Genomic DNA, 26,462 nt, shown 5'->3' with positions numbered 1-26,462 from the left:
TCCAGTCAGTCCACGAACTTCGTCCGCAACAGGTACTTCAGCGAAGCGGCCAGCGTCTGCCCGTGGCTCATGCCGTCGAAGGCATGGAACTGCGCCTGCATGCCGGGCGCCCTGGCGACGTCTTCCACCAGTTGCTGGGCGGCGCGGGGCGCGCTGGGGGTGATGTCCTCGCGCGGGCGGAAGGGTTCTTCACCGCCGCGCATCAGCAGCAGTTGTGCAGAGTGACCGGCCAGCCGCTGGGCGAAGCCGTCCTGTTCCTTGAGGATGGCGCCGTCGCCCCACCACAGCGAAGGGCTCGCCGGAGCGTAGAAGCTGAACTGCTGCGGCCGGGTCAGAAACGCGTGGAGCGTCAGCAGGCCGCCGTAGGAATGGCCCCAGAGCGTCTGTTGCGAACGGTCGATGGGGGCTTGTGCAGAAACCGCCGGCAGCATCTGGTCACGCATCAGGTCGAGAAAGGCGTCGGCGCCGCCACTGGGATCGCCGGTGAGCGGGTCATTCTGTTCGGCCAACTGCGGACGAAGTGGCGTGTAGTCGCGAGTGCGACCGCTGCGGTCGATGCGCAGGGGCGTCTGGTAGCCGACGGCGACCAGCAGCGGTGCCTTGCCATTGTTCAGGTCGGTCAGCAGTTTCTCGTCCAGCGCGCCAATGGCGGCGTTGCCGTCGAGCATCCACACCACCGGGTAGCCGGCGGCTGGGGCGGGATGGTTCGGGCGGGCGATCCACAGCTGGTAGTGACGCTGACCGTCGGCGGAGTCCAGCTTCAGCTCGCTGAAGCGGTAGGCCAGGTCGTTGCGTTGCAGCAGGTGGGTGTCCATTTTCTGGTCGGGGGCAGGCGCGGCGTGCGCTGCCAGCCCCGGCACGGCGAACGCCAGTGCCAGGGCCAGGAGGCGAATTCTCATCGGGCTTTTCCTCTGATCAGAACGACGCGGTGAGGCTGGTGTACAGCGTACGGCCCGGTTCGTTGTAGGTGGCGGCGCCGGCGCCCTCGATGCCGTTCACGCCCTGGGCGTTGCCCTCGCGGAACAGGCGCTTGTCGAAGACGTTGTCCACCCCGGCGGTGAAGCTCAGGTTCTTGGTGAACACGTAGGTGCCGCTCAGCCCGGCGATGGCGTAGGGCGAGAGCTGGTTGTTGGCGCTGCCGGTGACGCGGTCGCCGTGGTAGTCGTACTTCTTCGGCGTCTGCTTGCCGTACCAGGCGACGCTGGCCTGCAGCGACAGCGCGTCAGTGGCCTGCCAGTCGAGCATGGAGTTGAGGGTGTACTTGGGCGTTACCGAGAGCACGTCGCCGGTTTCCTTGTTCTTGGATTGCAGCATGTAGGTGAAGTTGTTGCTCCACTTCAGCTGCTCCATCAGCGGAATGGTCAGGGTGCCTTCCAGGCCCTCGACCAGCGCCTTGGGCACGTTTTCCCACTGATAGATCGCCGCGTTGGCGTAGCTGCCGGTGCCGCCGCTGGCCTGATCGATGGGCGACAGACCCGACTCGATCTTGTTCTTGTAGTCGTTGCGGAAGTAGGTCAGGCCGGCGATCAGGCCGTCCTTCTGGAACTCGATGCCCAGCTCCTTGTTGACGCTGGTTTCCGCCTTGAGGTCCTCGTTGCCCTGCAGGTAGCAGCTGGTGCTCTGGCCGTAGCAGCCCTGGCCGCGGCTGTAGAGCAGGTAGTCGGGGTTGAGCTGGTAGAGGTTCGGCGCCTTGTAGGCGCGGGCGATGCCGGCCTTCAGGGTGACGGTATCGGTCAGCGCGTGGGACAGGTTCAGCGACGGGCTGAAGTTGTCGCCGACGATGCTGTGGTGGTCCCAGCGCAGGCCTGGAGTGAGCATGGTGCCGGGCATCAGCTCGATGTTGTCTTCGGCGAACAGCGAGAAGATCTGCGCCTGCGAGGTGGTATCGCGGTTGCTGCTGGTCAGCCCCGGCACCGAACCGCCTTCGCTGGTGGTCTGGGTGTTGGCGCTGGGGTCGTCGAGCTTCTGCTGCACCCATTCGCTGCCCAGGGTCAGGGTCTGGTCGCGCCAGGCGTGCAGCGGCAGGTTCACTTCGCCATGGGCGGTGAGGTCGCGCAGGGTGGCGGTGTAGAAATCGGTGTTGCTGAAGATGCCCTCGGTGCCGCCGGCCAGGCCTTCATTGATGCGGCTGTTGCGGGTCTTCTCGTACTGCAGGTAGGCCATGGAGCTGCCGAAGTCCCACTCGCCGCGATGGGTGATCGAGTAGTTCTCGCGGTACATGCGGTTGGTCTCGTGACCGAGCATGGACTTCACGTTGGCGTTGCTGTTGGTGTTCTGCGTATCGCCGGTGTAGATGTTGCCCTGACGGCTGAAGCCGGCCTCGAAGTCCAGCGTCTGCTCGGGCGTCAGGTGCCAGCTGAGCAGGCCGTTGACGTCCTTGTTGCGCACGCCTTCACGGCCGGCGGGGAGGGTGCCGGCCTGGTTGCCGGTGCGGTTGGATTCGTGGCCGGCGTTGATATCCCAGTCGTCCGAGTCGGTCTTGGCGACGTTGCCGTACACGCGGTAGCTCAGGCTGTCGGTCAGCGGGCCGTTGAGGCCGAAGGTCATGCGCTGGGTGGCGCCTTCATCGCTGTGCTGCGGGAAGTTGCTGTAGACGGTGACGTCGCCGTGGGTTTCCTTACCGGCCTGCTTGGTGATGATATTCACCACGCCGCCTGCCGCGCCGTTGCCGTAGCGCGCCGCCGCCGGGCCGCGGAGGACTTCGATGCGCTCCACCTGGTCGGCCGGCACCCAGTTGGTGTCGCCGCGCGAATCACGCTCGCCGCGCCAGCCGTAGCGCACGGCGTTGCGGCTGGAGACCGGCTTGCCGTCGACCAGGATCATGGTGTTTTCCGGGCCCATGCCGCGAATGTCGATCTGGCGGTTGTTGCCGCGCTGGCCGCTGGTGGAGTTGCCGGTCAGGTTGACGCCCGGCATGGTGCGGATGATCTGCGACAGGTCGCTGGCCGGCGGGCGCTTCTTGATGTCCTCGGCGGTGATGATCGACACCCCCGGCATCTGCTTGGCTTCCTCGGCGGCGGTGGCGACGATGGTCTCGCTGTCGAACTCGACGACATCGGAATCGGCGCTGGCGGCCTGCACGGCGAAGGACAGCAGGCAGCTGGACAGCAGCAGGAAGGGCGGAAGGAACTGCATCGGACGGGACGACATCGGTGATCTCCGGCAACTGAAAGATCGCCAAATGATAATGACTGCTATTTGCCAGTAAAGCGCATTAACTTTCTAAACACTTGCGGTGCTTTGTTGGCCAAGGTTTTCGGTCTCGGCGGCGGGCAACAGCAGGTGCAGGCAAAGCCCCGAGTTGCCATTGGCCGTGCCGTTTTCCGCCCACAGCCGCCCGTCCGCCAGCTCGACACCGCGCCGGGCGATGGCCAGGCCAAGTCCGAATCCGCTGGACTCCGACGGCTGCAGCCGCTGGTAGGGCTGGAAGATGCGTTCGAGGTCTGCTTCGGCCACACCGGGACCGTCGTCGCTGACGCACAGGTGCCAGAACGCGCCCTCGCGCCAGCCGTCCAGGCGCACGCTGCCACCGCGCGGAGAATGGCGGATGCCGTTGCGCAGCAGGTTTTCGATGGCCTGGGCAAAGCTGTCCAGATGCACCTGCACCACGCACTCGGTGCCCAGTGAGCAGGGCAGCCGCTCGGGCTCCCAGCCACTTTCGAAGCAGGCGTCCTCGCGCAACGCTTCCCAGACCGACAGCACGAGCACTGGCTCACGCTCCAGTTGCGGGCGTTCGGTGTCCATCCAGGCGAGGTCGAGGGTGTCTTCCAGCAGGCGCTGCATGTCCTGGATTTCGTGGTCCAGGCGCTGCCGCAGCTGATCCGCCGGCAGGTCGCTGTCGTGGGCAATGCGCAGGCGCGCCAAGGGTGTACGCAATTCGTGGGACAGCGTGCGCAGCAGCAGGCGTTGCTGCGCCAGGCTATGCCGCAGGCGGTCGGCCATGTGGTCGAAGGCCAGCGCCAGCTCGCCCAGCTCGTCGCGGCGATGGGCCAGCGGGGTGCCGGGGCCCTCGCTGTCCAGGTCGTCCGCGCGCAGCGCATCGGCGCGGGCGCGCAGACGATTGAGCGGCAACACCAGGTGGCGATAGATCAGCAGGCCGAGTAGGGCGGCCAGCAGGGTCGGCACAACGCCGTGGCTGAACAGGTGCGTCCAGGGCGTCAGGCCGCCCGGCAGCAGGCGCTCGGGCAACTGCATGACCAGTCGGCCGCGCTCGGGATGCCGGGGGAATTCGATGCTGACATAGGGCAGCTCGTCCTGCAGGCGCCGGCTCATGGGCCAGTGCAGCATGCGCATGAAGGTCAGGTGGCTGGATTCCTCCGCTGTCAGCGGTGTGGTGCCCAGGCTCTGCAGGTGTTCGCCGATCACCGCAACCCAGGTGTCCTCGGCAGCGGAAAGCTCTCGGCGGAATCGCTCCACGCCCTCGGCGCCCTGCAGCTCCCAGACCCTTTCGGCCTGCTCGGCATAGCGCGCCAGGTAGTCGCGGTCCTCGGTGCCGAGGAAATAGGTGCTGCGCTCCAGCGACAGGCCCCAGGTCCAGATCAGCCAGGTCAGCAGCAGGCAGAAGCCGACCTGCAGCGCTGCGATCTTCCACAGCAACGGGTGACGGCGCATCAGTGACGTTCCGCGTCTACCAGGATGTACCCCTGGCCGCGCACGGCCTGGATCTGCACCTGTTGCGCACCGATGCCCGCCAGCTTGCGGCGCAGGTTGCAGACGTGCACGTCCAGCCCCCGGTCGAGCCGCGTGTAGGCACGGTGCAGCACGCTCTGGTAGAGGAAACTCTTGCTCAGCGCTTCGCCGGCATGGGCGTTCAGCGTCGCCAGCAGGCGGTACTCGGAATGCGTAAGACCAGCGTGTTCACCGTTGCGGGAAACGTCCTGCAGTTCATCGTCGAACTGCAGTGAGCTGTGCCGTTGAGGCTCGCTCTGCGTCGTGCGGGCGCGATCCAGGCTGACCCGGCGCAGCAGCGCATCGATGCGCGCATCCAGCTCCGCCAGGCTGAATGGCTTGGGCAGGTAGTCGTCGGCGCCGCGGGTGAAGCCGGTGATGCGGTCCTGTTCCGCGCCCAGGGCGGACATCAGCATCACCGGCGTGGTGCGCGCGCTGCGCAGCGTATCCAGCAGGGACAGGCCATCGACGCCGGGCAGCATGATGTCCAGCAGGACCAGGTCGAAGTCGTGCTGGTGGACGGCCACCAGCCCCTGGTCACCGTTCGCGCAAGTAGTGACGGCAAAACCGCGCTGACAGAAATGACGTTCGAGGTCCAGGCGAAGACGGGAATCGTCTTCCACCAGCAAGAGCGAAGGGGACACAGTAAGCCTTGATGAGAATATTTAGCATTTGCAAATATCTCACCCCTTTCCGTCAGAAGGCAATGGCGATTTGTCTGACACCTGTCAGAAACGGCCTCAGACCCAGCGCCGTACTTGGTCGCAGAACGCCTCGAACTCGGCACCGAACAGCTCGCGCAGCGCGCGCTCTTCCGGGCGAATCTGGAAGCGTCCGATGTACAGCACGAAGACCGCGACACCGAGCACCGCCAGCGCCGAACCGAGAAAAACGCACCAGCCCAGCAGGACGATGGCGAAGCCCAGGTACATGGGATTGCGCGTATACCGGTAGATACCGGCGACCACCAGCGAGGAGGCGGACTCCGGCTTCAACGGGTTGACCGTGGTGCGCGCGCGGCGAAACGACGCGACGCCCGCCAGGCAGACCGCGACCCCGGCCAGCGCCACCAGCAGGGCCAGCCATAGCCTGTTGCCCGGCGGATCGATCGGACGCACTGCCAGCCACATCAGCACGGCGGTGATGATTGCCACCAGGGGCGGGGGAATACGGTGTTCCAGCCAATCCATGCTCGGTCTCCGGGCCAGTGCGGCCATCTCCAGTGAGGTACCCACACTAGCCCAGATCGATGCCCTTAGCGCGGCCGGCGTACTGCGCGGACCTTGCCGCTGTTGCCGCCGCCGCAGTAGAAACGCTCGTCGCCATCGGCTTCCAGGCCGGATACATGCACGCCTTCGGGCATATCCAGCTGCTCCAGAACCGCGCCGGACTGCGGATCGATGCGGCGTAGCTCGCTGTAGGTCGATTCCGGTTCCCAGGTGCCATGCCAGAGTTGGCCTTCGACCCAGGTCACCCCGGTGACGAAACGATTTGAATCAATCGTACGGAGGATTTCGCCGCTTTCCGGGTCGATCTGATGAATCTTCCGTGCGCGGTACTCGCCGACCCAGAGCGAACCTTCCGCCCAGGCCATGCCTGAATCGCCGCCATTGCCCGGTGCCGGGATGGTCGAGAGCACCTTGCCGCTGGCCGGGTCGATCTTCTGGATGATGCTTTCGCCGATCTGGTACAGGTGCTTGCCGTCAAAGGCGGTGCCGGCGTGGGCAGGCACTTCGATGGCGCGCTCCAGGTGGCCGTCCTGCGGGTCTAGGCTCTGCAGGCGCTCGCCGACAGCGAACCAGACGCGGTTGCCGTCGAAGGTCAGGCCGTGGACGGCGCTGACGCCGGGGAAGGGACCGTACTCCTGCAGCACCTGCGCCGGGGATTGCTTGTAGTGGGTAGTCATGATGTTGCCCTGCACGTTATGGGTGGGAGCCTTCAGCCTATTCAGACACCGAAGGGCGCGGGGAGTAACAAGGTCGTCGCGAATCCCGGCGCTGGTGGCAGCGTCCAGCGCCGGGCGCGGCCTTGCCCGAGCGCCTGCACCCGGCCGGCTTCGGCCAGCGTTTCGAGGGCGCGCTGCACGCTGCGCTGGCTGGTATCCAGCGCCATTGCCAGGGCCGAACTGGACCAGGCCTGACCATCACTGAGCAGCGCCAGCACTTCAGCGTTGGCGTCATCCAGCGGCGGCGCAAGGACCACCGGATTGGCGGCGACCAGCCGATAACCGCGAGGCGTCGACTCAATGCCGGCCAGGGGTTGCAGCAGCCGGCGCAAGCGGCCGATTTCCACCCGTAGGCGCGCACGGTGGGTTTCGTCCGGGTGACGGGTGCGGAACACCCGGCCGATCAGCTCGGTGCGGGTCACATCGCCCGGCCAGGCTTCGGCCAGCGCGCGGGCAAGGGCAAACAGCACCGGACGGCTACCCAGCGACAGGTCGCCGATGCGGTTGCGGCAGGCATCCACCACCAGGGCGTCGGAGTTAAGCAGGCCTTCCACTTCATCCAGCGACAGCAGGCGCGTGTGCTGGCGGTCGATCTGCCGGGCGGCCGGCGCTTCGAGCGTGCGTGCCGCCTGATCGACCTCGGCGCGCAGGGCGGGAATACCCGACGCGGCGGCTGCCTCGGCGGCCCTGCGCAGCGCAGTGCGTGCCTCACCGGCCTGCAGCCGGCGCACGGCGATGCCGGAGGCAATCAGCCAATGCACAGCGAGCAGCGGCGCTGGTAGCGATTCCGGCTGCACCTCGGCGAGTGCTGCATGGGCCTGATCGAGCTGGCCGATCAGCAACGCACGGCGGATCAGCAGGTAACGGGCGTGGGCGGCGTTGAGCCTGTCGCCATGGCTGTGCAGCACCTGCGCCGCCTGTTCCAGCGGTGCGGTTGGCCAGTTCAGCTCGCGGCTGGCCAGCGCCACTTCCACTTCGGCCACCCGGCAGCGGGCGCGCTCCATCGGCTCGTGGGCACCGAAGGTGCGGGCGGCTCGGCGCAACAGAGTGCGCGCACGCGGAAAATCGCCCAGTTGGGCCATGGCGATGCCGCGCAGGGCCAGCGCCGGCGGGTCTTCGCGCAGTGCCACGCGGTTCAGAGCACCCAGCGGGTCGCCCGCTGCCAGGGCACGAGCTGCCGCCGTGATCAGCGAATCCATGGAAATCCTGCCAACTTTGTCACTCCCGTCGGGCACGGCCCGCTGCCTAGTCTAAGCCATGCCCACCAAGCCGCCGCAGGCGGAGGAGAACCATCATGACTGCCCATCCCACCGCTACCCGTGAAGAATGGCTGGCCGCACGCCTGGAACTGCTGGCCGAGGAGAAGGCCCTGACCCGGCGCAGCGACGAACTGGCGCGCAAACGCCAGGCGCTGCCCTGGGTGCTGGTCGACAAGGACTACCGCTTCGACACCGAGCACGGCCCGGCGAGCCTTGCCGAGCTGTTCGCCGGCCGTTCGCAGCTGCTGGTCTACCACTTCATGTTCGGCCCGGACTACCGCGCCGGCTGCCCGTCCTGCTCGAACATCGCCGATGGCTTCGACGGCTACGCCACCCACCTGGCGAACCACGATGTGAGCCTGCTGGCGGTCTCCCGCGCGCCGCTGGAGAAGCTGCTGGCGTACCGCCGGCGCATGGGCTGGAGCTTCCCGTGGGCGTCATCCCACGGCAGCGGCTTCAACTACGACTTCAACGTGTCGTTCACCGAAGCGCAGCAACGGGGTGGGGAGGTCGACTACAACTTCCGCCGCGAAGGCCCCGCCGCGGGTCCGGCGCCGGCTCCCGTGGTGGAAACCGCCGCCTGCTGCGGCACCGACGTGGCGACCTTCACCCGCGATCTGCCTGGGATGAGCAGCTTCATCCGCGAAGGCGACCGCATCTACCACTGCTACTCCACCTACGCTCGTGGCCTGGACTCGCTCTGGGGCCTGTTCCAGTGGCTCGACCGCGCGCCGCTGGGGCGCAACGAGCAGGGCGTCTGGTGGCGCCGGCACGATGAGTACTGAGGGCCTCCGCGCCGCCCGGAAACGTCGCGGACGGATTCCGCGCGCCCAGACGCGCATCGGCACCGTAAGCCCTGCTTACGGATCGCGAGCATGGCTCGCTCCTACAATCAGGGTGCCCAGCGCGCCGCGCTGATATCCACGGCGCGCGGCAGGATGCGCTCGGCGAGGAACAGGTCGGCGGTGCGCTGTTGCGCGGCAATATCCGCATCACCCACGGGTTGAATGGGCGAGGGCGGACGGTGCCTGAAGGTTTCCTCGATCACCGCCGGCGCCAGCCCGGTCACGCGCGCCATGATCGCCACGCTGCCGGCTTCGTCGCTGCGGGTCAGGGCTTCGGCTTCGTTGAGAGCGTCCAGTACCTGGTGAATGAACGCCGGGTTGGCGCCCGCGTATTCCCGGCTGGACAGGTAGAACGGCCCGCTCAGGCCCACCGCCGAACCGTCCGCCAGCAAGCGCGCATGGCCGTCCAGCAGCAGCGCCGAATACCACGGGTCCCAGATCGCCCAGGCATCCACCCGGCCACTTTCGAACGCGGCGCGGGCATCGGCCGGCGTCAGGTACAGCGGCTGGATGTCTTTCAGGCTCAAGCCTTCCTTCTGCAGCAGGCGCAGCAGCAGGTTGTGCGAGCTGGAGCCCTTCTGGAATGCCACGCGCTTGCCCTTCAGTTCGGCGACGCTGCGGATCGGGCTGTCCCTGGGCACCACCACGGTTTCAGCCTGCGGCTTGGGCGGCTCGACGCCGACGTAGAGCAGGTCGGCGCCGGCGGCCTGGGCGAAGATCGGCGGGATGTCGCCGGTGGAGCCGATATCCAGGCTGCCGACGTTCAGCGCTTCGAGCATCTGCGGCCCGGCGGGGAATTCGATCCACTGGACCTGCGTCTGCGGGAAACGCTTCTCCAGCAGTCCATGCTCCTTGGCCAGCACCAGGCTGACCGAGGCCTTCTGGTAGCCGATGCGCAGTTGCGCCGGGTCATGCGCCTGGGCAGTTCCAGCCACGAGCAGCAGTAATACGGCGAGCAGTCGATTGAGCAGTCTCACAGCCTTATTCCTTCCAGTCGTGGGAGGGTTTTTCCCAGAGGTTGATCCCGCCTTCCACGGCGTGACGATCAATCTCTGCCAACTCCTCGGCGCTGAAGGCGAGGTTATCCAGCGCGGCGACGTTCTCGACGATCTGCTCCGGCCGGCTGGCACCGATCAGCGCGGAAGTCACACGGGCATCGCGCAGCACCCAGGCCAGCGCCAGTTGCGCCAGGCTCTGGCCGCGACGCTGGGCGACTTCGTTCAGGGCGCGGGCACGGCGCAGGTTGTCCTCGGACAGATGCTCCGGCCGCAGCGAAGCGCCGCCCGGCTGGTTGACCCGCGCATCGGCCGGTACGCCGTTCAGGTAACGATCGGTGAGCAGCCCCTGCGCCAGCGGGGTGAAGGCGATGACGCCGGTGCCCAGCTCGTCGGTGGTGGCCAGCAGGTCCTTTTCCACCCAGCGGTTGAACAGGTTGTAGGCCGGCTGGTGGATGAGCAGCGGCACCTTCCATTCCTTCAGCAGCGCGGCGAGCTCGGCGGTCTTGCCGGCGGAATAGGACGAGATGCCCACGTACAGTGCCTTGCCTTGCTGCACGGCAGTGGCCAGTGCGCCGGCGGTTTCCTCCAGCGGCGTGTCCGGGTCGAAGCGGTGCGAGTAGAAGATGTCCACGTAATCCACGCCCAGGCGCCTGAGGCTCTGGTCGAGGCTGGAGAGCAGGTACTTGCGCGAGCTGCCGCCCTGGCCGTAAGGGCCGGGCCACATGTCCCAGCCCGCCTTGGTGGAGATCACCAGTTCGTCGCGGTAAGCAGCGAAGTCCTCGCGCAACAGGCGGCCGAAGTTGATCTCGGCGCTGCCGTAGGGCGGGCCGTAGTTGTTGGCCAGGTCGAAGTGGTTGATACCCAGGTCGAAGGCGGTGCGCAGCAGGGCGCGCTGGCGGTCCAGCGGCACGCTGTCGCCGAAGTTGTGCCACAGGCCCAGGGAGAGAGCTGGCAGGACCAGCCCACTGCGGCCGACGCGGCGGTAGGGGACGTGCTGGTAGCGGTCGGGATGGGCGAGGTAGGTCATGAAAACTCCTTTGCAGACGGGCCGCAGAGGGGCGGCCCGTAGATCGTCAGATCGTGTGGCGGTTGGCCGGGCGCTTGAGCCCGAGGTGCTCGCGCAGGGTGCTGCCGCTGTACTCGCGGCGGAACAGCCCGCGTCGCTGCAGTTCCGGCACGACATGGTTGGCCACGTCTTCCAGCCCACCGGGCAGGTGCGGGACCAGTACGTTGAAGCCGTCGGCGGCGCCGCCTTCGAACCACGCCTGGAGTTCGTCGGCGATCTGCGCCGGTGTGCCGATCAGGCTGTAGTGTCCGCGTCCGCCAGCGATGCGCCGGCCCAGCTGGGCGAGGGTGAGGCTCTCGCGCCCGGCCAGTTCGGTGAGCAGCAACTGGCGGCTGCGCTGGCCGCTGTCGGTGAGCGGCAGCTCGGGCAGCGGGCCGTCCAGCGGGTAGGCGGATAGGTCGAAGTTGCCGAGCATGCGCGACAGCAGCGCGACGCCGACCTGCGGTTCCACCAGTTCCTGGAACTCCTCGAACTTCTCCTGCGCCTCGGCCTGGCTCTGGCCGACCACCACGAACACGCCGGGCATGATGCGAAGGTCATCCGCGCCGCGATCGAAACGTGGCAGGCGGCCCTTGAGGTCGTTGTAAAAGTCGCGGGCGGCGGCCAGGGAGGTCTGCGCGGTGAACACCACTTCGGCGGTCTGCGCGGCCAGCTCGCGGCCAGTCTCGGAGCTGCCAGCCTGGACGATCACCGGGCGACCCTGGGGCGAGCGCGCGACATTCAGCGGGCCCTGCACCTGGAAGTGTTCGCCCTCGTGGTTCAGCACATGCAGCTTGGCCGGGTCGTAGTACTGGCCGCTGGCCTTGTCGCGGGTGAAGGCGTCGTCTTCCCAGCTGTCCCACAGGCCGGTGACCACTTCGTGGAATTCACGCGCGCGGGCATAGCGCTCCGCGTGGCCGAAGTGTTCCTGGCGGTTGAAGTTCAGCGCTTCGGCGGCAGCATCGGAGGTCACCAGGTTCCAGCCGGCGCGACCGGCGGAGAGATGGTCGAGCGAGGCAAACTTGCGCGCCACGTGGTACGGCTCGTTGTAGCTGGTGGTCACCGTGCCCACCAGGCCGATGCGCTCGGTCACCGCCGCCAGCGCCGAGAGCAGGGTCAGTGGCTCGAAGTGGTCGGAACGCGCCATGCGACTGGCGATGTCGCCGGTAGGCGCGGCCACGCTGTCGGCAACGAAGACGGCGTCGAACTTCGCTCCTTCGGCCACCTGCGCCAGGCGCCTGTAGAGGCGGAAGTCGAGGCCGCCGTTGGCCGGCACGTCCGGGTGGCGCCACGCCGAGACGTGGTGACCGGTGGCCATGAGGAAGGCGCCAAGGGAAAGGGTGCGTGTCATGTCGGTTTTCCTGTGTGTCCGTCGGGAGGGACGCAAGGCGGCGTGGGTGTTGTTGTCGGCGGCGCCGGGGCGAGCCGGCGCTGCGAGTTGCTCCGTCTGGGGAGTGATCAGAAGTCCTTGCGCAGCTCGACGCCGAAGTAGCGGCCGTCGTCGCGCGGCACCATGCGATAGACGTAGCTGCCGCCGGTGGCCAGCAGGGGCGAATAGGACTTGTCGGTGAGGTTCTTGCCCAGCAGGGCGACGCGCCAGCCGTCGTTGTAGTCGGCCAGGGCGATGCTGGCGCCCCACAGGCCGTAGGCGCCCTGGATGGTGTCGGGGTTCTGGCTGAGGTCGTACTGCACCTTGTCCTGCCAGCTGTAGTCGGTGCCCAGCTCCACATCCAGGCCGTTGTCCAGCGGGATGCTGTAGTCGGCGCGCACGTAGCTCTTCCAGTCCGGCGAGAAGGGCAGCGGCTTGCCGTCGACGTTGCAGGCAGCGGCCGCACCGGCCGGGCAGGCGAAGCTGTCGATGCGCGCCTTGGTGTAGGCAACGGCGCCGGAGACCTTCAGCTGGCGGGTCGCCTGGTAACTGAAGTCCAGCTCGGCGCCCTCGGTCTTGACCTTGCCGGCGTTGATCAGGCGAGTCACCACCTGGCCGGCGACGGTGTCGTAGAAGTTCGCCTGGTAGTTGTCGTAGACGGTGTGGAACACCGCGAGGTTGGTGGTCAGGCGGTTATCCAGCGCGGTCGCCTTCAGGCCGGCTTCCCAGGAGTTGGAGGTCTCCGGCTTGAGTGCCTCGGTGTCACGCGGCTGCATGTTGAAGAACACGTTGTAGGCCGGGCCCTTGTAGCCGCGCGAGTAGGTCAGGTAGCTGGTGAGCTGCTCGCTGAGGTCGTACTGAAGGCCCAGGCGGCCGGACCAGCCGTCCTCGTCGGTGGACCCCGAGCTGGAAGTGGACGGCTGGATGCCGGTCACCGCCGTGGCCGAGGTAGAGCGGCGGCGATGGTCGTATTCCAGGTCGTCGTGGGTGTAGCGCAGGCCGGCGATGCCACGGAAGTCATCGGTGAAGTTCAGCGTGCTCTCGCCGAACACCGCGTAGGTGTCGCTGCGCGTGCTGTAGTCGGCTACGCCGGTGTTCTGTGCGGTGGTGGAAGTCACCACGCGGCGGTAGGTCTCGTCGTCCACTGCGTGCATGTAGTACAGGCCGCCGACGTACTCGAGGAACTCGCCTTTGGGCGAGGCCAGGCGCAGTTCCTGGGAATACTGGTCGTAGTTCAGCTCGCCCTTGTCGTGGGAGCTGGGGATGCTCGCGGTGATCTGGGAGAGACGGTCACCGTCCTGCCACTGGGTGTTGTCCCAGCCGCGCCAGGCGCTGATGGAGGTCAGGGTGTAGTCGCCCAGGTTCCAGTCCAGCTGTGCCGACAGGCCCTTGTTGGTGTCGTCGACATGGGTGCGGTAGTCGCTGTTGATCTTGCGGTTGTCGCTGTCCGGCGTCACCGGGCGCAGGGCATTGGCGAAGGCTGTGCTGGAAGTGCTGGTGATGACGCCGCTGGGGCTGTCGTCATTGCCCTTCATGTAGTCGGCGATCAGGGTGACCTTGAGGTCGTCGTTCGGGGTGATCTCGAACTTGGTGCGCGCGCCGGCGCGGTTGTAGCCGTTCACCTCGTGGCCGTTGTAGACGTTGTCCACGTTGCCGTCGTAGCTGCCCAGCAGGGTGGTGACGCTGGCCTTGAGCTTGCCGGGGATCAGCGTGCCGCCGATGCCGAAGCGGGTGCGGTTCTCGTTGCCGCCGCCAAAATGCGAGTAATCGATGTAGCCGGTGGTGTCGTCCGGCACCTCGCGGGTGACCACGTTGAGCACGCCGGCCGAGGCGTTCTTGCCGAACAGCGTGCCCTGCGGGCCACGCAGCACTTCGATGCGCTCGACGTCGAGCAGATCCAGGGTGGCCTGGCCGGGACGGCCGAGCACCACGCCGTCGATCACCGTCGACACGCTCGGCTCGACACCGGGGGAGGTGGAGATGGTGCCCACGCCACGGACGAACAGCGAGGTGTCCTTGTTCGAGGCGCCGGTGCGGAAGTTCAGCGTCGGTACCTGCTGGACGATGCTCGACACGCTATTGCGGTTGTCGCGTTCCAGTTGTTCGCCATCAATTACCGAGACTGCCACCGGGACCTTCTGCAGCGACTCTTCGCGGCGGGTGGCGGTGACGGTTACGGCTTTCAATGTCGGTGCCGAGTCGGCCGACTGGCCGTCGCCACTGGTGGTTTCGGCTGCCTGCACGCTGCAGGCCAGTGCGCCGATCACACTGGCTATGCCCAGGGCCAGCGCGCTGCGCCGGCCGGTGAATTGCGGACGGCCGAGCGTCCCCCGTTGTTGCGATTGCATAGCCACTCCTTCGTGCCCTGGTCCGCCCTCGGTTCTCTTTGCCGGGGCGCCTTTTTCTGCGGGACTGTCATGAGCGCTCGCTCGTGCGAGTGGCTGGGATCGTTGCGGACAGTTTGTGTTGTTAGCGCTAACATCGGCGAGTATCCTGAATCGCCTGATAGATCGTCAAATAATTAAAAATTACGTTTATATTCCTGAAGTGCTATTTCAGCACCCAGCAGCAGGAGAGCCGCGTTGGCCAACCAGACACCCCGCAAGCGCCGTGGCGCAGGACGCGTGACGCTGACTGCGGTCGCCGAGCGCGCCGGCGTTTCCGCCATCAGCGTGTCGCGCTATTTCAACCAGCCGGCGCAGCTCTCGGAGGACCTGCGCGAACGCATCGGCGCGGCGGTGGAGGAGCTGGGCTACGTGCCCAACCAGGTGGCCGGCGGGCTGGCCTCGGCGCGGGGCAGGGTAGTGGGGATGGTGGTTCCGAACATATCCGGGCCGATCTTCGCCGACACCATCCAGGCCTTCAGCGACACCCTGGCTGCCCACGGCTACCAGTTGCTGCTCGCCTCCAGCTATTTCTCCGAGGACAAGGAAGAAAGCGCCGTACGCGCCTTCCTTGGCTGGAACCCGGCGGCGCTGGTGCTCACCAGCCATTTCCATAGTGCCGCCACCGAGAAGCTGATTGCCGGCGCGGACATGCCCGTCGTGGAGGTCTGGGACTACCAGCCCGAGCGCGCACCGATCCAGGTCGGTTTTTCCCACTATCAGGTCGGAGTGGATGCGGTGCGACACCTGCACGGCAAGGGTTATCGCCGCATCGCTTTCATGCAGAACAGCGCGCCCGGTGACTTCAGCGCCCTGGACCGCCGCGACGGCTACGCTGACACCCTGCGCGAACTGGGGGGCGAGCCGTGGATGTTCGTGCCCACCGAAAGCGCGCCCTTCGAAGCCGGGCGGCAGGCCATGGAGGCGCTGATGGCGCGGGGGGCGCAGCGGCCGGAGGCGATCATCTTCGCCAACGACAACCTCGCCGCCGGCGGCCTGCTCGCCGGCCAGCGCGCCGGGCTGAGAATTCCCGAGGATTGCGCGGTGCTGGGCTTTGGCGACTATCCCTTCGCACCAATGCTGCTGCCGAGCCTGTCCACCATCAAACCGCCGGCCCGCGAAATCGGCGAGATCGCCGCGCTGCGCGTGCTGCAGTCCATTGGTGTGGCACCGCTGGAAGGCGCGGTGGAGCGGCTGAACCTGCTCAGTTGTCGGGTGCTGGAGCGCGAAAGCGCCTGAGGTGCGCACCCGGCGTGCCTGGACACTGTCTGCCCTGTTGACGGATCGCGGGCTTTGCCCAGCATCGAGGCAATGGCCTGGCAGACGATTGGACCTGTAGGAGCGGGCCATGCCCGCGAACCGCGGACAAAGTCCGCGTATTCCTGCATGCATCGAAGCCGTGAGCCCTGCTCACGGATCGCGAGCATGGCTCGCTCCTACAAGGGAGACGCTATTTTGCCAGCAGGTCGATCACTTCCTGATCGCTGAGCTGGCGGAAGTCCCGGTAGTGATCGCCCACCGCGTGGAACGGCGACGGGGTGTCCAGGCAGACCAGCGCATCCACTTCATCGCGCAGCTTCTGCACGGTTTCCGCCGGGCCGACCGGAACGGCCAGCACCACCTTGTGCGGATGCTGCGCTCGCAGGCACTTGAGCGCGGCGCGCATGCTGCTGCCGGTGGCCAGGCCGTCGTCGACCACGATCAGGTCGCGGTCCTCCAGTTGCGCCGGGGCCTTTACGCCGCGATAGAGCACACGGCGGCGCTCCAGCTCGCGGATCTGCTCCAGCACCTGCTGCTCGAACCATTCCGGCGGCGGGTCGAAGCGCTCGAGCATCTGCTCGTCCACCACCCAGTTCGGCTCGGGGCCGTCGACGATGGCGCCGAGGGCGAACTCCTCGTTGCCCGGTGCGCCGATCTTGCGCACCAGCAGCACGTCCAGCGGGGCGCCGAGGATGCGGGCGATTTCCTTGGCAACCGGCACGCCGCCACGGGGCAGGGCGAGGATCAGCGGGGCGACCAGGGGCATGTCGCGCAGGACCATCGCCAGGGCGATTCCGGCGTGACGACGGTTGGTGTAGCGCGGACTGGGCATCTGAACCTCCTTTCGCGAGTCACAGCAGCTTGTCCAGGGTGATGGGCAGCTCGCGGATGCGTTTCCGCTTGGAGGTTAGACGGACCTTTCGGCGCCTGCGACCTGCCGGGAAGCGTTTGCGCCCGCCTGGCCCGGACGAACCGGGCGCGGGCGGGTCTGCTGTGGGCTGTGAGCCGCAACCCCGTCGAAGGTTCAGGTATTGCGCACGAACGGTCGCCGCCCCACGCCCGGCGCTCAGGTTGAACATCGGCACGCCCCGTCACTCCTAGTGGTAAGTCCTCCCAGAAGAGACGCCGATGAATACCCACGTCACCCGGCTTGCCGCGCCACGCGAGATATCCGCCCAGCGCACCGTCACCTGGCACCTGACGCTGTTCATCCTGATCCTGATCGGGGCGCTGGGAGTGAGCGGCGCGGTGATGGGGCACATCGCCTCGCTGCAGGACGAGATGGCCCGGGAGCAGACCCGGTTCTACGCCGGCAAGGCCTTGCAGAACCGCATCGCCGCGTCCGAATCGCTGATCCGCACCTACGCCTTCTGGAACGATGCCTATCGCTACCTCAATCCGCCGCTCAACGCTGACTGGGCCTACCGCGAGGACAACGTCGGCCCGTTGCTGTACACCGCCAACGAGTACGAGATGGTTTGCGTGCTCAACCAGGCCGGCGAGGAGTACGTGATGCGCGACGGCCAGCCGACGCGCAGCCACTGCACCAGCGAGATGCCGGTCAACCTCGACGAGCTGCGCGAAGCCGCCACGGTTGCCGCGCGACATGACGCAGTGGTAACGCGCTACGTGACCCTGGGCGATCAGCCGGCCATTGCCACCGCTGCGCTGGTCCGCCCGACACACGCCAACCCGCCGCTGGATGGCCCGCTGATGATCTTCGTCGATCGGCTCACCCCCGCCAAACTGCAGAAAGTGGCGCGGGATTTCGGCCTGACCGGGCTGCAGGTGCGCGCCGACGACGTGCGGGTCAGTGACGGCAGTGCCGTCGACCTGGGCGATTCGGGCTTCGAGCTCAGCTGGCGCACGCCCACGCCCGGCAGCGACATGCTGCACCGACTGGCCGGCGTCTGGGCGGCGGTCGTGGTGCTGGTGTTCATCTTCCTGGTCTGGCTGATCCGCGCTTCCATGGCCAATGCGCGGGTGGTGGACCATTACCAGCGCAGCCTGAAGACCAGCAACCAGGCGCTGGAGACCAGTGAACAGCGTTTCAAGGCCATCGCCGAGGCCAGTTCCGACTGGATCTGGGAAACCGACGAAAACTACCGCCTGAGCTACCTCTCGGCACGCTTCGAAACGCTCACCGGCTACCGCATCGACGACTGGCTGGGGCGGCGCATCGACGACCTGATCACCTGCGACACGACGAGCCTGGTCGCCTGGCTGGAGAAGATCCCCCAGGAAGGCCATTCCACCACCCTGACCTGCGGCTTCCGCGATGCCCATGGCCTGCGGCGCATCTGCAAGTTCACCGCTTCCGGAGCGGGCGGTCTCGGTTATCGCGGCACCAGCGCCGACATCACCCACGAGGTCGAAGCCCACGCGCGCATCCAGCACCTGTCGCTGCACGACGCCCTGACCGGGCTGCCCAACCGCGCCAAGCTCGCCAGCTTCATGGATGACCTGCTGAGCAGCGGTCGCGAGGAGCAGATGGCCGTGCTGATGCTCGACCTGGACCGCTTCAAACCCATCAACGACACGCTCGGCCACCCGGCCGGCGATGCGGTGCTGCAGATAGTCGCCGAGCGCCTGCGTGATTCGATCCGCGGCGAGGACCTGGTGGCACGCCTGGGCGGCGACGAGTTCGTCATCGTCGACAGCCAGTCCCAGGGGCGCGATGACGCCGAAGCCTTCTGCCGGCGCCTCGTGGGCCTCATCAACCAGCCCATCGAATACAACGGCAGCCAGCTGAACATCGGCACCAGTATCGGCATCGTGCTCTCGGGCGACGCCCATGGCGACGCGCAGAACCTGCTGCGCTGCGCGGACGTGGCGATGTACGAAGCCAAGACCGCCGGGCGCAATGCCTGGCGCTTCTATTCCGAGCACATGGACCTGCAGCTCAAGGCGCGCAAACGCAGCGAAACCGAACTGCGTGAAGCCCTGCGTGAGGGTCAGCTGGAGCTTTACTACCAGCCGCGCTACCGCATCGGCGACCTCGCCATCGTTTCCGCCGAGGCGCTGCTGCGCTGGAATCACCCCACGCGCGGGCTGGTGGGGCCGGATGAGTTCATCAAGCTGGCGGAAGAGAGCGACCTCATCGTCGACATCGGCGAATGGGTCCTGAATCAAGCCTGTCGCGAAGCCGCCGGCTGGCCCCAATCGATGCTGGTGTCGGTGAACATCTCGCCCAGCCAGTTCACCCACGCGGACATCGTCGGCCAGGTGAAGCGGGCGCTGGTGGAGTCAGGGTTGTCCGCTGGACGACTGGAGCTGGAAGTCACCGAGAACACCATGCTGGGCGACGTGGAGTGCGCGCTGCTGACCATGCAGGCGCTCAAGGAACTGGGCGTGAAGCTGAATATGGACGATTTTGGCACCGGCTATTCATCCCTGGGCTACCTGCGCGCGTACCCGTTCGACAGCATCAAGATCGACCGCCGCTTCGTCGCCACCCTCGACACCACCGGCCGCGACCGCTCCATCGTCCAGGCCATCATCGGGCTGGGCAGGGCGCTGAACCTGGCCGTCACCGCCGAGGGCGTGGAAACCGAAGATCAGCTGCGCATCCTCGAAGACGAGCAATGTGGCGAAGTGCAGGGCTTTCTGTTCAGCGAAGCGGTGGATCGGAAGAGCCTGGCGCGCCTGCTGGAGAACACGCAGGTTGCGGCAAGTTAGCTCGGTGCAACGCAGAGGAGGGGCCGGGGGGCACTGTATTGGGAGGATAAAAAGAAGGCCCCGTCGGAGAGGGGCCAGGGGAAAATCTGGAAATTGCCTTCACCCTAGCAGCCTGGGCCGTCGTGCCAAGCAACTTGTGGCGATAGGCCGTTACGGTTGAGGGCATATGCCCCTGTCATGACGACGCCAGCAGCGATGCCCCTTGTAGGAGCGGGCCGCGCCCGCGAAATCGCCGACAGGCGATGCCGTGCCATGGAAACCATCTCACCTCCGACCGGGCATTCTGCATCGAGCAAATCCCGTATTCGGGCGTTCTGCTGCTGGCGCCGTGCAATCAATTGATCTGCAAACCGCTCTGCGCCGAGCTTTTGGCATACAGCGCCAAACAGGCGTGGAACTTGCTGCACGATGGTCTCTGGAAGCCCGTACTCGAATACGGAGAGGCACAACATGCAAACACACGAAAGCAAGATGGTGCTGGTCCTCGAGGAAAGGCCCGAGCAACTTCAGCGCCTGGAAGACCATCTGCTCGGCCAGGGCCACGCGGTACTCAGCGCCCTCAGCGAAGAAGAAGCCATCGAGCACCTGGTGTCGTCCTCGGTCATCGATCTGTTCCTGATCGACGAGCAACTCACCGGGCCACTGACGGGCGCCGCGCTGATCGAAGCCTGCCTGCCGCTGCGCCCGCGCATGCGCGTACTGGTCCTGTCGCCCTGGGCGGAGAAAGGCGAGGAGGGCGCGCCCTACCCGGTGCTGCCCAAGTCGGCGGACCTCGACGAACTGGAGGGTGCCATTCAGCGCACATTGCTCAGCCCGCCCGTGCAGCCCTGGATGCTGAACTAGACTCCTGCGCACAAAGGCCGTCCGATCCGCGGAATGGCCGCCACCGGGGAGGAAGCACCATGCATGCATACCTGATCCGCTACAGCCGCAACGGCCAACCCATGAGCACTGTGCTGCGACAGGAAAGCCTGAATCGCGAGCAGGCTCAGAGGTTCGTCCGTGCGCTGCATGGCCCGGTCGGGCGCGATTCGCGCTCGGATATCCAGGTGAGCGAGGTGCTCTGCACCCAGTGACCAGGGCGTCGGCTCGACGCTCCACGAAAAACGGCGCCGATCCTTCGGCGCCGTTTTCGTTCTTGCGGGGAAATAACGATGTGCAGCGGGCTGGCGAGCGTCAAAACGCTTTGCCAGCCCGGTGATCAGTGACCGCCGTGGCTGCGCTGACCTCCCTTGCGGCCCGCGTCGGAAGCGCGTGCCGGATCATTCTTGAAGTTGCCACCACTGTGCTGGCCGCCTTTCCTGCCGGCTTCGGAAGCACGCTGGGGGTCTTCTGCAAAGTTGCCTTTACCGCCTCTATGTTCGGCCATGGGAACTACTCCGTGGGCAATGTATGTGAGAAATGTCCGTGAGAAATGCACAGGCGAATGCCGTGCATTCCCTTCATCCGAAACATATCGCGCAGGGGTGTTCGACTCTTTTTCAGAACGATCCGTCATGACTCCGGCGAAAAGCCGTTATATGTAAAGTCTTACCGTCGGTCCGGGTTGGTTTATTGGCGAAGCCGGAGAGTTGCCGTCACGCTCGGTTCAAGCCGCTCAAAACCTTGACCTTTGCAGGGGCAGTAACGAAAGCGGCGCCGAGGGTGGTGGCCAATGGCCGCGGTTTTATTCCTGGCGCAGCGGCGCAGGATGGTCGCAGCAATGCAGGAGAAGCTGATGAATCCGCCAAGCTGTCACGACGTCGCCGATCTCCTTCACCGGAGTTACCCGCTGTTCGACTTCACCTGCGACCGCCAGGACGACGGTCGCTACCTGATCAGCCTCCAGAGTCGTTACACCTCTACACCCCGAACCAACGTGATCGGCATTCACGGGCGTGAACTGCGCACGGATCGACAGGTGAGGGACCTTGGCATGGAGCTGATCTGCGGGCTGATGTAAGACTTTTCAGACGACCCGTTTGCGCAGGCGGGCGATCAGCTTCTGTCGCTGTTCGGCGTCGGCTTCCCAGACCTTGCCGTCCAGTGCATGGCAGATCAGCCAGATTTCCTCGTTGTTGAGCATCACCGCGCCGCCACCGGACTCCGCCCGGCGCTTGCGATACGCAGCCTGTTTCTCGGCGTTGCTCATGGCGCCTTCCTTGCGGGGGCGGCCCTTGCGCGGTGCTTCGAAGGCGTCGCGCGTGGCTTTGTCCTTGGCGTCTTTCATCCTGGCTCCCTTGGGGTCAAGTAACGCGTTACTGTAATTTGAGCATCTTTCTGGTAACGCGTTACGAATCATAGCTGTTGCTGCAAGCCCCGCCAATCGTCGGCTGGCGGGATGGGAAAGGTAAAACCGGGCTATTCCTGCAATGTTCACCCGCGAGCACGCATCTACAAGGAAGGGAGGCTGACGTGGAACGACTGCGAAAGGTACTGATGGCCTCGGCTTTCAACGAGACCTGCGTCGTTCAGGTACTGCGTGAAGCCGCACTCAAGGCCACCACTCCCGATACGGCAACGGCGCTGATGGCAGCCGCGCTATTGCTCGAACACGACGCCGAAACTCTGCTTCACGCCGCCCACCGGATCGATCTCGTCCTGCACCATGCGCCTGCCGAAGGCGGCACGCTCTCCCTGGTCGTAATGGACTGAACCCCGTTCCGATGGCCTGGCCATCATTCTCTTTGAACCGCCGATGCCGGCGTCCGGTCAGTGCTTGAAATACAGCCAGAAACCCGGAGGCGCCATGCAGGACGAATCCCTGACAAGGCGGTACCACGTCAGCTTTGTGAGAGATGGGCGGGAGTTCGAATTCGAAGCCGAGGACGAAGCCATGAGCGAGGCGCGGGCGTGGAGCCATGTAGCGCGCCACCTGCATATTCCGACCCACGATCTGCGCGGCTATCAGAAGCGCTACCACACCATCCGGCGCAACGTGGAGGCGCATAACGTGCAGGACGTTTCCTTCTACGCGGTGGGTGTCGGCGAGTAGGCAATTGCCTCAGGCCTGCGCGGAGGTGAGGCGCACGTCACTGATGGTGATGCCGCAGGCGCCCAGCCAGGTTTCGACCTCGACAGTGGCGTGCGGCGGCCGGGGCTGTTCGGGGAATTCGCGAACGTAGATGGAGAAGGCGATGGCCTTGATGTGAGGGATGGTTCGCGCTCGCATGAGCAAATGGCGGTCCTCGCCATTGAATCGATATTCGATCAGCCACTGCATGGTCGTTCTGCGTCCTTGGCAGAGCCGACCTGCAGAATGGGCTGAAGGAATAGTAGCCCCTGATCACGCAGGGGCAATGCTGGCCGTCGGCCGGGCTCTCTGGGTCGCGCCTCAGGCGGCAGCTTCGGTGTCCTTCTGACGCCCGGCGCGCACGTCGAAGGCACCGCCGGTGAGCACGCCGTCCACCGTCACGCGCCCCTTGCCGGGCAGCAGCGGGAACACCAGTTCAGCGAAACGATAAGCCTCTTCCAGATGCGGATAGCCCGACAGCACGCAGCTGTCGACGCCCAGTGCGGCGTACTCCAGCAGGCGCTCGGCAACGGTTTCCGGGTCGCCCACCAGTGCAGTCCCCGCGCCACCGCGCACCAGACCGACACCAGCCCACAGGTTCGGCGCCACTTCCAGCTTGTTGCGATCACCGCCATGCAGCGCGGCCATGCGCTGCTGACCGACCGAATCCATCTTCGCGTAGTTGGACTGCGCAGCGGCGATGGTGGCGTCGTCCAGGTGGCTGATCAGTTCGTCTGCAGCGGCCCAGGCCTTCTCGTTGGTCTCGCGGACAATCACATGCAGGCGCACACCGAAACGAACCGTGCGCCCCAGGCGCGCAGCGCGTTCACGTACGTCGGCGATCTTCCCGGCCACGGCGGCAGGCGGCTCGCCCCAGGTCAGGTAGGCATCCACATGCTTGGCGGCGAGATCGTGGGCGGCGGGGGACGAGCCGCCGAAGTACAGCGGCGGGTAAGGCTTCTGTACGGGCGGGAAGAAGTTCTGCGCGCCATTGACCTTCAGATGCTTGCCGGCGAAGTCCACGGTTTCGCCTGACAGCAGGCGACGCCAGATGGTCAGGAATTCGTCGGAAGCGGCGTAGCGCTCGTCATGGTTGAGGAAAACACCGTCAGCCTCCAGTTCCGTGCTGTCGCCGCCGGGGACGACATTCAGCAGCAGGCGGCCACCGCTGGCCTGATCGAGGGTCGCGGCTTGGCGCGCCGAGGCGGTGGGGTTGCCCAGCGAGGTGCGCAGGGCCACCAGCAGCTTGATGCGCTGGGTGACCGGCACCAGGCTGGCGGCAGTCACCCACGGGTCGAGGCAGCTGCTGCCGGTGGGGATCAGCAGGCCGTCATAGCCGAGCTGGTCGGTGGCCACGGCGATCTGCCGCATGTATTCGTTGGTGGCCGGGCGACCACTGCTGGAATGGCCCAGGTAGCGGGTGTCGCCGGAAGTCGGCAGGAACCAGAAAATATCGAGACTCATGGGATGTCCTCGTTGCCATCGTCGAAATGGGGCGTCGCCCCGTCGGTGCACGCGTGGCAAGTCTTCATTGGAATTCGGGCCCGGCTGCCGTCGTTATCGGTGCGTTCGGTCAGGCAGAAAGAGAAGAGGGCGGCTGCATGGCGGGCATTGCACGGCAGCAAGGCCTGTGCCAGAGCGGGAGGCCGCGGTTTCCGCGCCTCTGAAGGCAGAAGAGTGTTGCTATAGAGACATCGCTGTTGATTCGCTGTTGCCAGGGAAACACTTCGTACTACGAAAAAGGCATTAGGTTATGCCTTCCGGCGATTTGTCCTGCGCGGCGCGACCGATCAGGATAGGCAATCGTGATTGAAAGCCCCCGTGGATCAAGGAACACAACAAGCGATGAATGACGCCAACCGACTGAACGAGAATGGCCCGGTGAACTGGCAACTGGCGCAAATCGTCGAGGACCTGCGTGGCGCACGCAATGAATGGCGCAGCCGCACGGGTCGCCACCCGGAGCAGGGCGGCCGCGAACTGCCTTCGCGTCACTCCATTGAGGAAGTGGTGGAGCGTCTGGCGAGCGCGCTGTTTCCCATGCGTCTGGGCCCGAACGACCTGCGCGAAGAGAGCGAGGATTTCTTCGTCGGCCACACCCTGGACGCCGCGCTGAATGCGCTGCTGGTTCAGGCTCGCCTGGAACTGCGTTACAGCGCGCGGCAGCGCGGCGATGTGGTGGACAGCCGGATCGATGAGCATGCCGTGGTGCTTGTACGCGATTTCGCCCGCGCACTGCCGGAGATGCGCAGGCTGCTCGACGCCGACGTGATGGCCGCCTACCAGGGCGACCCTGCTGCACGCAGCGTCGACGAGGTACTGCTGTGCTATCCGGGCGTGGTGGCGATCATTCACCACCGTCTCGCGCATCATCTGTACAACGCTGGCCTGCCGCTGCTGGCGCGGATCATCTCGGAGCTGGCGCACTCGGCGACCGGCATCGACATCCACCCTGGCGCGCAGATCGGCAGCAGCTTCTTCATTGACCATGGCACCGGCGTGGTGATCGGAGAAACCGCGATCATCGGCAAACAGGTGCGCATCTACCAGGCAGTGACCCTGGGTGCGAAGCGCTTTACCTCCGACGAAACCGGCCAGCTACACAAGGGCGAACCGCGCCACCCGATCGTCGAGGACGAAGTGGTGATCTACGCCGGCGCCACTATTCTCGGCCGAGTGACCATCGGCAAGGGCTCGACCATCGGCGGCAACGTCTGGCTGACCCGCAGCGTTCCGCCGGGCAGCCAGGTAAGCCAGGCCAGCCTGCAGCACGATGAGAGTCGTTGCGGAAAGGACTGATCGGCACTCCCTGCGGACACGCAAAGCGAAGCGGGGGAGTTGACAGCTCTCCCGCTCCTTCAGCAGTATCCGTCAGACATTTCGCGCAACCTGATATTGGGTAAGAGAGCTCCATGTTCTCCATCTTCAACCACTCGCTCTCCGCTTCGGGCTTCCTTGCCCGGGCCTGCGCGTGCGTTGTCGTTGCCAAGAAATCGAAGAAACAGTCGCTCATTTGACCGGGGCGCTGTCCCGTCAGATGGGCTGACAGGACACAAGGCGCAAGGTCGAACCTCCCTCCCGCTTGATTCCCGCATCCCTCCCTGACGGCGACCCGACGGTCAGCCAACAGGAGTTTTTGCATGTCGAATTTTCGTGGGATTTGGGTGGCACTCGTCACTCCCTTTCGTGATGGCGCAGTCGATTACCCGGCGCTGCAGGGGCTGGTTGCGCAGCTGCTGGAGCAGGGCGTCGCAGGTTTCGTGGTCTGCGGCACCACGGGCGAGGCGGCCGCGCTGAGCCATGAAGAACAGCTCGAAGTGCTCGATGCCGTATTGCAGTGGGTTCCCGCGCAGCAGGTGATCATGGGGCTGGCAGGCAACAACCAGCGCGAGCTGCTGGCCTTCCTGCAGGACATCCAGCGCCGCCCGGTGGCGGGTGTGCTGGTGCCGGCGCCGTACTACATCCGCCCATCCCAGGCCGGGCTGGAAGCGTTCTTCCGCACCGTGGCCGACGCCGCCAGCGTTCCGCTCGTGCTCTACGACATCCCTTACCGCACCGGCGTGCGCATCGAGCGCGAGACACTGCGCCGCATCGTGCGCCACCCGAACATCGCGGCGATCAAGGATTGCGCGGGCGATGTGGAAACGACCCTGGCGCTGATCGCCGACGGCCAGGTCTCCGTGCTCACCGGGGAAGACCTGCAGATATTCACCAACCTCTGCCTGGGCGGCGCCGGCGCCATCTCGGCTTCTTCCCATGTGCGCGCCGATCTCTACGTGCAGATGTACCGGGAGATGGAAGAGGGCGATCTGATCTCCGCGCGACGTACGTTCTACCGGCTGTTGCCGTGGATGCAGGTGGCTTTCGCCGAGCCGAATCCTGCTGCCGTGAAAGGTGCGCTGGCGCTCCAGGGGGTGATCGCCAACGAGGTGCGCGAGCCGATGCAGGCGTGTACGTCGACCACCCTGGAACGTCTGAAAAGCGTGCTGGCGGAACTGGCCGACTAGGCGCTGCCGGCA

26 protein-coding genes are annotated in these 26,462 nt (G+C 65.9%); 10 read left to right on the top strand and 16 right to left on the bottom strand.

What is annotated here, in order from left to right; all coding sequences use genetic code 11:
- Nucleotides 1-5: 5 nt before the first annotated feature.
- From ABKS89_RS16040 to ABKS89_RS16010, 7 genes are all read right to left on the bottom strand, one after another.
- Nucleotides 6-899, bottom strand: a complete 894-nt coding sequence (locus tag ABKS89_RS16040) for an alpha/beta hydrolase (RefSeq protein ID WP_348586108.1) — start codon at nucleotides 897-899, stop codon at nucleotides 6-8.
- 16 nt (nucleotides 900-915) lie between these two features.
- Nucleotides 916-3,150, bottom strand: coding sequence for a TonB-dependent siderophore receptor (locus ABKS89_RS16035; protein WP_138215648.1), 2,235 nt, complete (start codon nucleotides 3,148-3,150; stop codon nucleotides 916-918).
- 72 nt (nucleotides 3,151-3,222) lie between these two features.
- Nucleotides 3,223-4,611 (bottom strand): HAMP domain-containing sensor histidine kinase, encoded by a 1,389-nt coding sequence (locus ABKS89_RS16030; protein WP_348586107.1) that lies wholly within the window; start codon nucleotides 4,609-4,611, stop codon nucleotides 3,223-3,225.
- A complete protein-coding gene (locus ABKS89_RS16025; RefSeq protein WP_138215650.1) occupies nucleotides 4,611-5,312 on the bottom strand; it encodes a response regulator transcription factor in 702 nt (233 codons plus the stop codon). The genes ABKS89_RS16030 and ABKS89_RS16025 overlap by 1 nt, the downstream gene beginning before the upstream one ends.
- 96 nt (nucleotides 5,313-5,408) lie before the next feature.
- On the bottom strand, nucleotides 5,409-5,858 hold the full coding sequence (locus tag ABKS89_RS16020; protein ID WP_138215651.1) for a methyltransferase family protein: 450 nt from the start codon (nucleotides 5,856-5,858) through the stop codon (nucleotides 5,409-5,411).
- Nucleotides 5,859-5,923: 65 nt separating this feature from the next.
- Complete coding sequence (locus tag ABKS89_RS16015) at nucleotides 5,924-6,574, bottom strand: Vgb family protein (protein ID WP_348586106.1); 651 nt, start codon at nucleotides 6,572-6,574, stop codon at nucleotides 5,924-5,926.
- Nucleotides 6,575-6,615: 41 nt separating this feature from the next.
- The gene (locus ABKS89_RS16010; protein WP_348586105.1) at nucleotides 6,616-7,812 is read right to left on the bottom strand and encodes a winged helix-turn-helix domain-containing protein; all 1,197 of its coding nucleotides are present in this window, start codon (nucleotides 7,810-7,812) and stop codon (nucleotides 6,616-6,618) included.
- 95 nt (nucleotides 7,813-7,907) lie between these two features.
- On the opposite strand from ABKS89_RS16010, the gene ABKS89_RS16005 reads away from it, so the two are divergent.
- Nucleotides 7,908-8,657, top strand: coding sequence for a DUF899 domain-containing protein (locus ABKS89_RS16005; RefSeq protein ID WP_138215654.1), 750 nt, complete (start codon nucleotides 7,908-7,910; stop codon nucleotides 8,655-8,657).
- A gap of 107 nt (nucleotides 8,658-8,764) precedes the next feature.
- Here ABKS89_RS16005 and ABKS89_RS16000 read toward each other — a convergent pair whose 3' ends face one another.
- From ABKS89_RS16000 to ABKS89_RS15985, 4 genes are all read right to left on the bottom strand, one after another.
- On the bottom strand, nucleotides 8,765-9,694 hold the full coding sequence (locus ABKS89_RS16000; protein WP_348586104.1) for a sulfonate ABC transporter substrate-binding protein: 930 nt from the start codon (nucleotides 9,692-9,694) through the stop codon (nucleotides 8,765-8,767).
- Nucleotides 9,695-9,698: 4 nt separating this feature from the next.
- Nucleotides 9,699-10,742 (bottom strand): L-glyceraldehyde 3-phosphate reductase, encoded by a 1,044-nt coding sequence (gene mgrA, locus ABKS89_RS15995; protein ID WP_348586103.1) that lies wholly within the window; start codon nucleotides 10,740-10,742, stop codon nucleotides 9,699-9,701.
- A gap of 46 nt (nucleotides 10,743-10,788) precedes the next feature.
- Nucleotides 10,789-12,111, bottom strand: coding sequence for an LLM class flavin-dependent oxidoreductase (locus tag ABKS89_RS15990; RefSeq protein WP_348586102.1), 1,323 nt, complete (start codon nucleotides 12,109-12,111; stop codon nucleotides 10,789-10,791).
- 107 nt (nucleotides 12,112-12,218) lie between these two features.
- A complete protein-coding gene (locus ABKS89_RS15985) occupies nucleotides 12,219-14,477 on the bottom strand; it encodes a TonB-dependent receptor (RefSeq protein WP_348586101.1) in 2,259 nt (752 codons plus the stop codon).
- A 234-nt stretch (nucleotides 14,478-14,711) separates the two neighbouring features.
- Here ABKS89_RS15985 and ABKS89_RS15980 point away from each other — a divergent pair, with 234 nt between their 5' ends.
- On the top strand, nucleotides 14,712-15,752 hold the full coding sequence (locus ABKS89_RS15980) for a LacI family DNA-binding transcriptional regulator (RefSeq protein WP_348586100.1): 1,041 nt from the start codon (nucleotides 14,712-14,714) through the stop codon (nucleotides 15,750-15,752).
- Between the two features lie 211 nt (nucleotides 15,753-15,963).
- Here ABKS89_RS15980 and ABKS89_RS15975 read toward each other — a convergent pair whose 3' ends face one another.
- Nucleotides 15,964-16,605, bottom strand: coding sequence for a phosphoribosyltransferase (locus ABKS89_RS15975; protein WP_138215660.1), 642 nt, complete (start codon nucleotides 16,603-16,605; stop codon nucleotides 15,964-15,966).
- Nucleotides 16,606-16,901: 296 nt separating this feature from the next.
- Between ABKS89_RS15975 and ABKS89_RS15970 the strand changes: the two genes are divergently transcribed.
- From ABKS89_RS15970 to ABKS89_RS15960, 3 genes are all read left to right on the top strand, one after another.
- Nucleotides 16,902-19,451 carry a bifunctional diguanylate cyclase/phosphodiesterase gene (locus ABKS89_RS15970; protein ID WP_348586099.1) on the top strand — a complete coding sequence of 850 codons (2,550 nt, stop codon included), beginning with the start codon at nucleotides 16,902-16,904 and terminating at the stop codon, nucleotides 19,449-19,451.
- A gap of 450 nt (nucleotides 19,452-19,901) precedes the next feature.
- Complete coding sequence (locus tag ABKS89_RS15965; protein WP_138215662.1) at nucleotides 19,902-20,294, top strand: response regulator; 393 nt, start codon at nucleotides 19,902-19,904, stop codon at nucleotides 20,292-20,294.
- A gap of 59 nt (nucleotides 20,295-20,353) precedes the next feature.
- Nucleotides 20,354-20,527 (top strand): hypothetical protein, encoded by a 174-nt coding sequence (locus tag ABKS89_RS15960; protein ID WP_171039446.1) that lies wholly within the window; start codon nucleotides 20,354-20,356, stop codon nucleotides 20,525-20,527.
- Nucleotides 20,528-20,652: 125 nt separating this feature from the next.
- On the opposite strand, the gene ABKS89_RS15955 is transcribed toward ABKS89_RS15960, so the two are convergent.
- On the bottom strand, nucleotides 20,653-20,820 hold the full coding sequence (locus tag ABKS89_RS15955; protein WP_138215663.1) for a con-10 family general stress protein: 168 nt from the start codon (nucleotides 20,818-20,820) through the stop codon (nucleotides 20,653-20,655).
- A 348-nt stretch (nucleotides 20,821-21,168) separates the two neighbouring features.
- Here ABKS89_RS15955 and ABKS89_RS15950 point away from each other — a divergent pair, with 348 nt between their 5' ends.
- Nucleotides 21,169-21,393 carry a hypothetical protein gene (locus ABKS89_RS15950; RefSeq protein WP_348586098.1) on the top strand — a complete coding sequence of 75 codons (225 nt, stop codon included), beginning with the start codon at nucleotides 21,169-21,171 and terminating at the stop codon, nucleotides 21,391-21,393.
- Between the two features lie 6 nt (nucleotides 21,394-21,399).
- Here ABKS89_RS15950 and ABKS89_RS15945 read toward each other — a convergent pair whose 3' ends face one another.
- Entirely contained in the window at nucleotides 21,400-21,660 is a 261-nt protein-coding gene (locus tag ABKS89_RS15945) for a hypothetical protein (protein WP_138215665.1), read from the bottom strand.
- A gap of 185 nt (nucleotides 21,661-21,845) precedes the next feature.
- Here ABKS89_RS15945 and ABKS89_RS15940 point away from each other — a divergent pair, with 185 nt between their 5' ends.
- Both ABKS89_RS15940 and ABKS89_RS15935 read left to right on the top strand, forming a co-directional pair.
- A complete protein-coding gene (locus ABKS89_RS15940; protein WP_138215666.1) occupies nucleotides 21,846-22,085 on the top strand; it encodes a hypothetical protein in 240 nt (79 codons plus the stop codon).
- Nucleotides 22,086-22,179: 94 nt separating this feature from the next.
- Complete coding sequence (locus tag ABKS89_RS15935; RefSeq protein ID WP_138215667.1) at nucleotides 22,180-22,425, top strand: hypothetical protein; 246 nt, start codon at nucleotides 22,180-22,182, stop codon at nucleotides 22,423-22,425.
- 9 nt (nucleotides 22,426-22,434) lie between these two features.
- On the opposite strand, the gene ABKS89_RS15930 is transcribed toward ABKS89_RS15935, so the two are convergent.
- Nucleotides 22,435-22,653 (bottom strand): hypothetical protein, encoded by a 219-nt coding sequence (locus ABKS89_RS15930; protein ID WP_138215668.1) that lies wholly within the window; start codon nucleotides 22,651-22,653, stop codon nucleotides 22,435-22,437.
- Between the two features lie 111 nt (nucleotides 22,654-22,764).
- Nucleotides 22,765-23,907, bottom strand: a complete 1,143-nt coding sequence (ssuD, locus tag ABKS89_RS15925; protein ID WP_348586097.1) for an FMNH2-dependent alkanesulfonate monooxygenase — start codon at nucleotides 23,905-23,907, stop codon at nucleotides 22,765-22,767.
- Between the two features lie 381 nt (nucleotides 23,908-24,288).
- Here ssuD and epsC point away from each other — a divergent pair, with 381 nt between their 5' ends.
- Complete coding sequence (gene epsC / locus ABKS89_RS15920) at nucleotides 24,289-25,242, top strand: serine O-acetyltransferase EpsC (protein WP_138215670.1); 954 nt, start codon at nucleotides 24,289-24,291, stop codon at nucleotides 25,240-25,242.
- 341 nt (nucleotides 25,243-25,583) lie between these two features.
- On the top strand, nucleotides 25,584-26,450 hold the full coding sequence (dapA, locus tag ABKS89_RS15915; protein ID WP_138215671.1) for a 4-hydroxy-tetrahydrodipicolinate synthase: 867 nt from the start codon (nucleotides 25,584-25,586) through the stop codon (nucleotides 26,448-26,450).
- The last annotated feature ends 12 nt before the right edge of the window (nucleotides 26,451-26,462 follow it).

The sequence above is a fragment of the Pseudomonas sp. LABIM340 genome (assembly GCF_040017195.2).
Lineage (GTDB): Bacteria > Pseudomonadota > Gammaproteobacteria > Pseudomonadales > Pseudomonadaceae > Pseudomonas.
The sequence above is the reverse complement of the archived record's forward strand: the minus strand, read 5'-3'. Positions and strand labels throughout refer to the sequence as shown.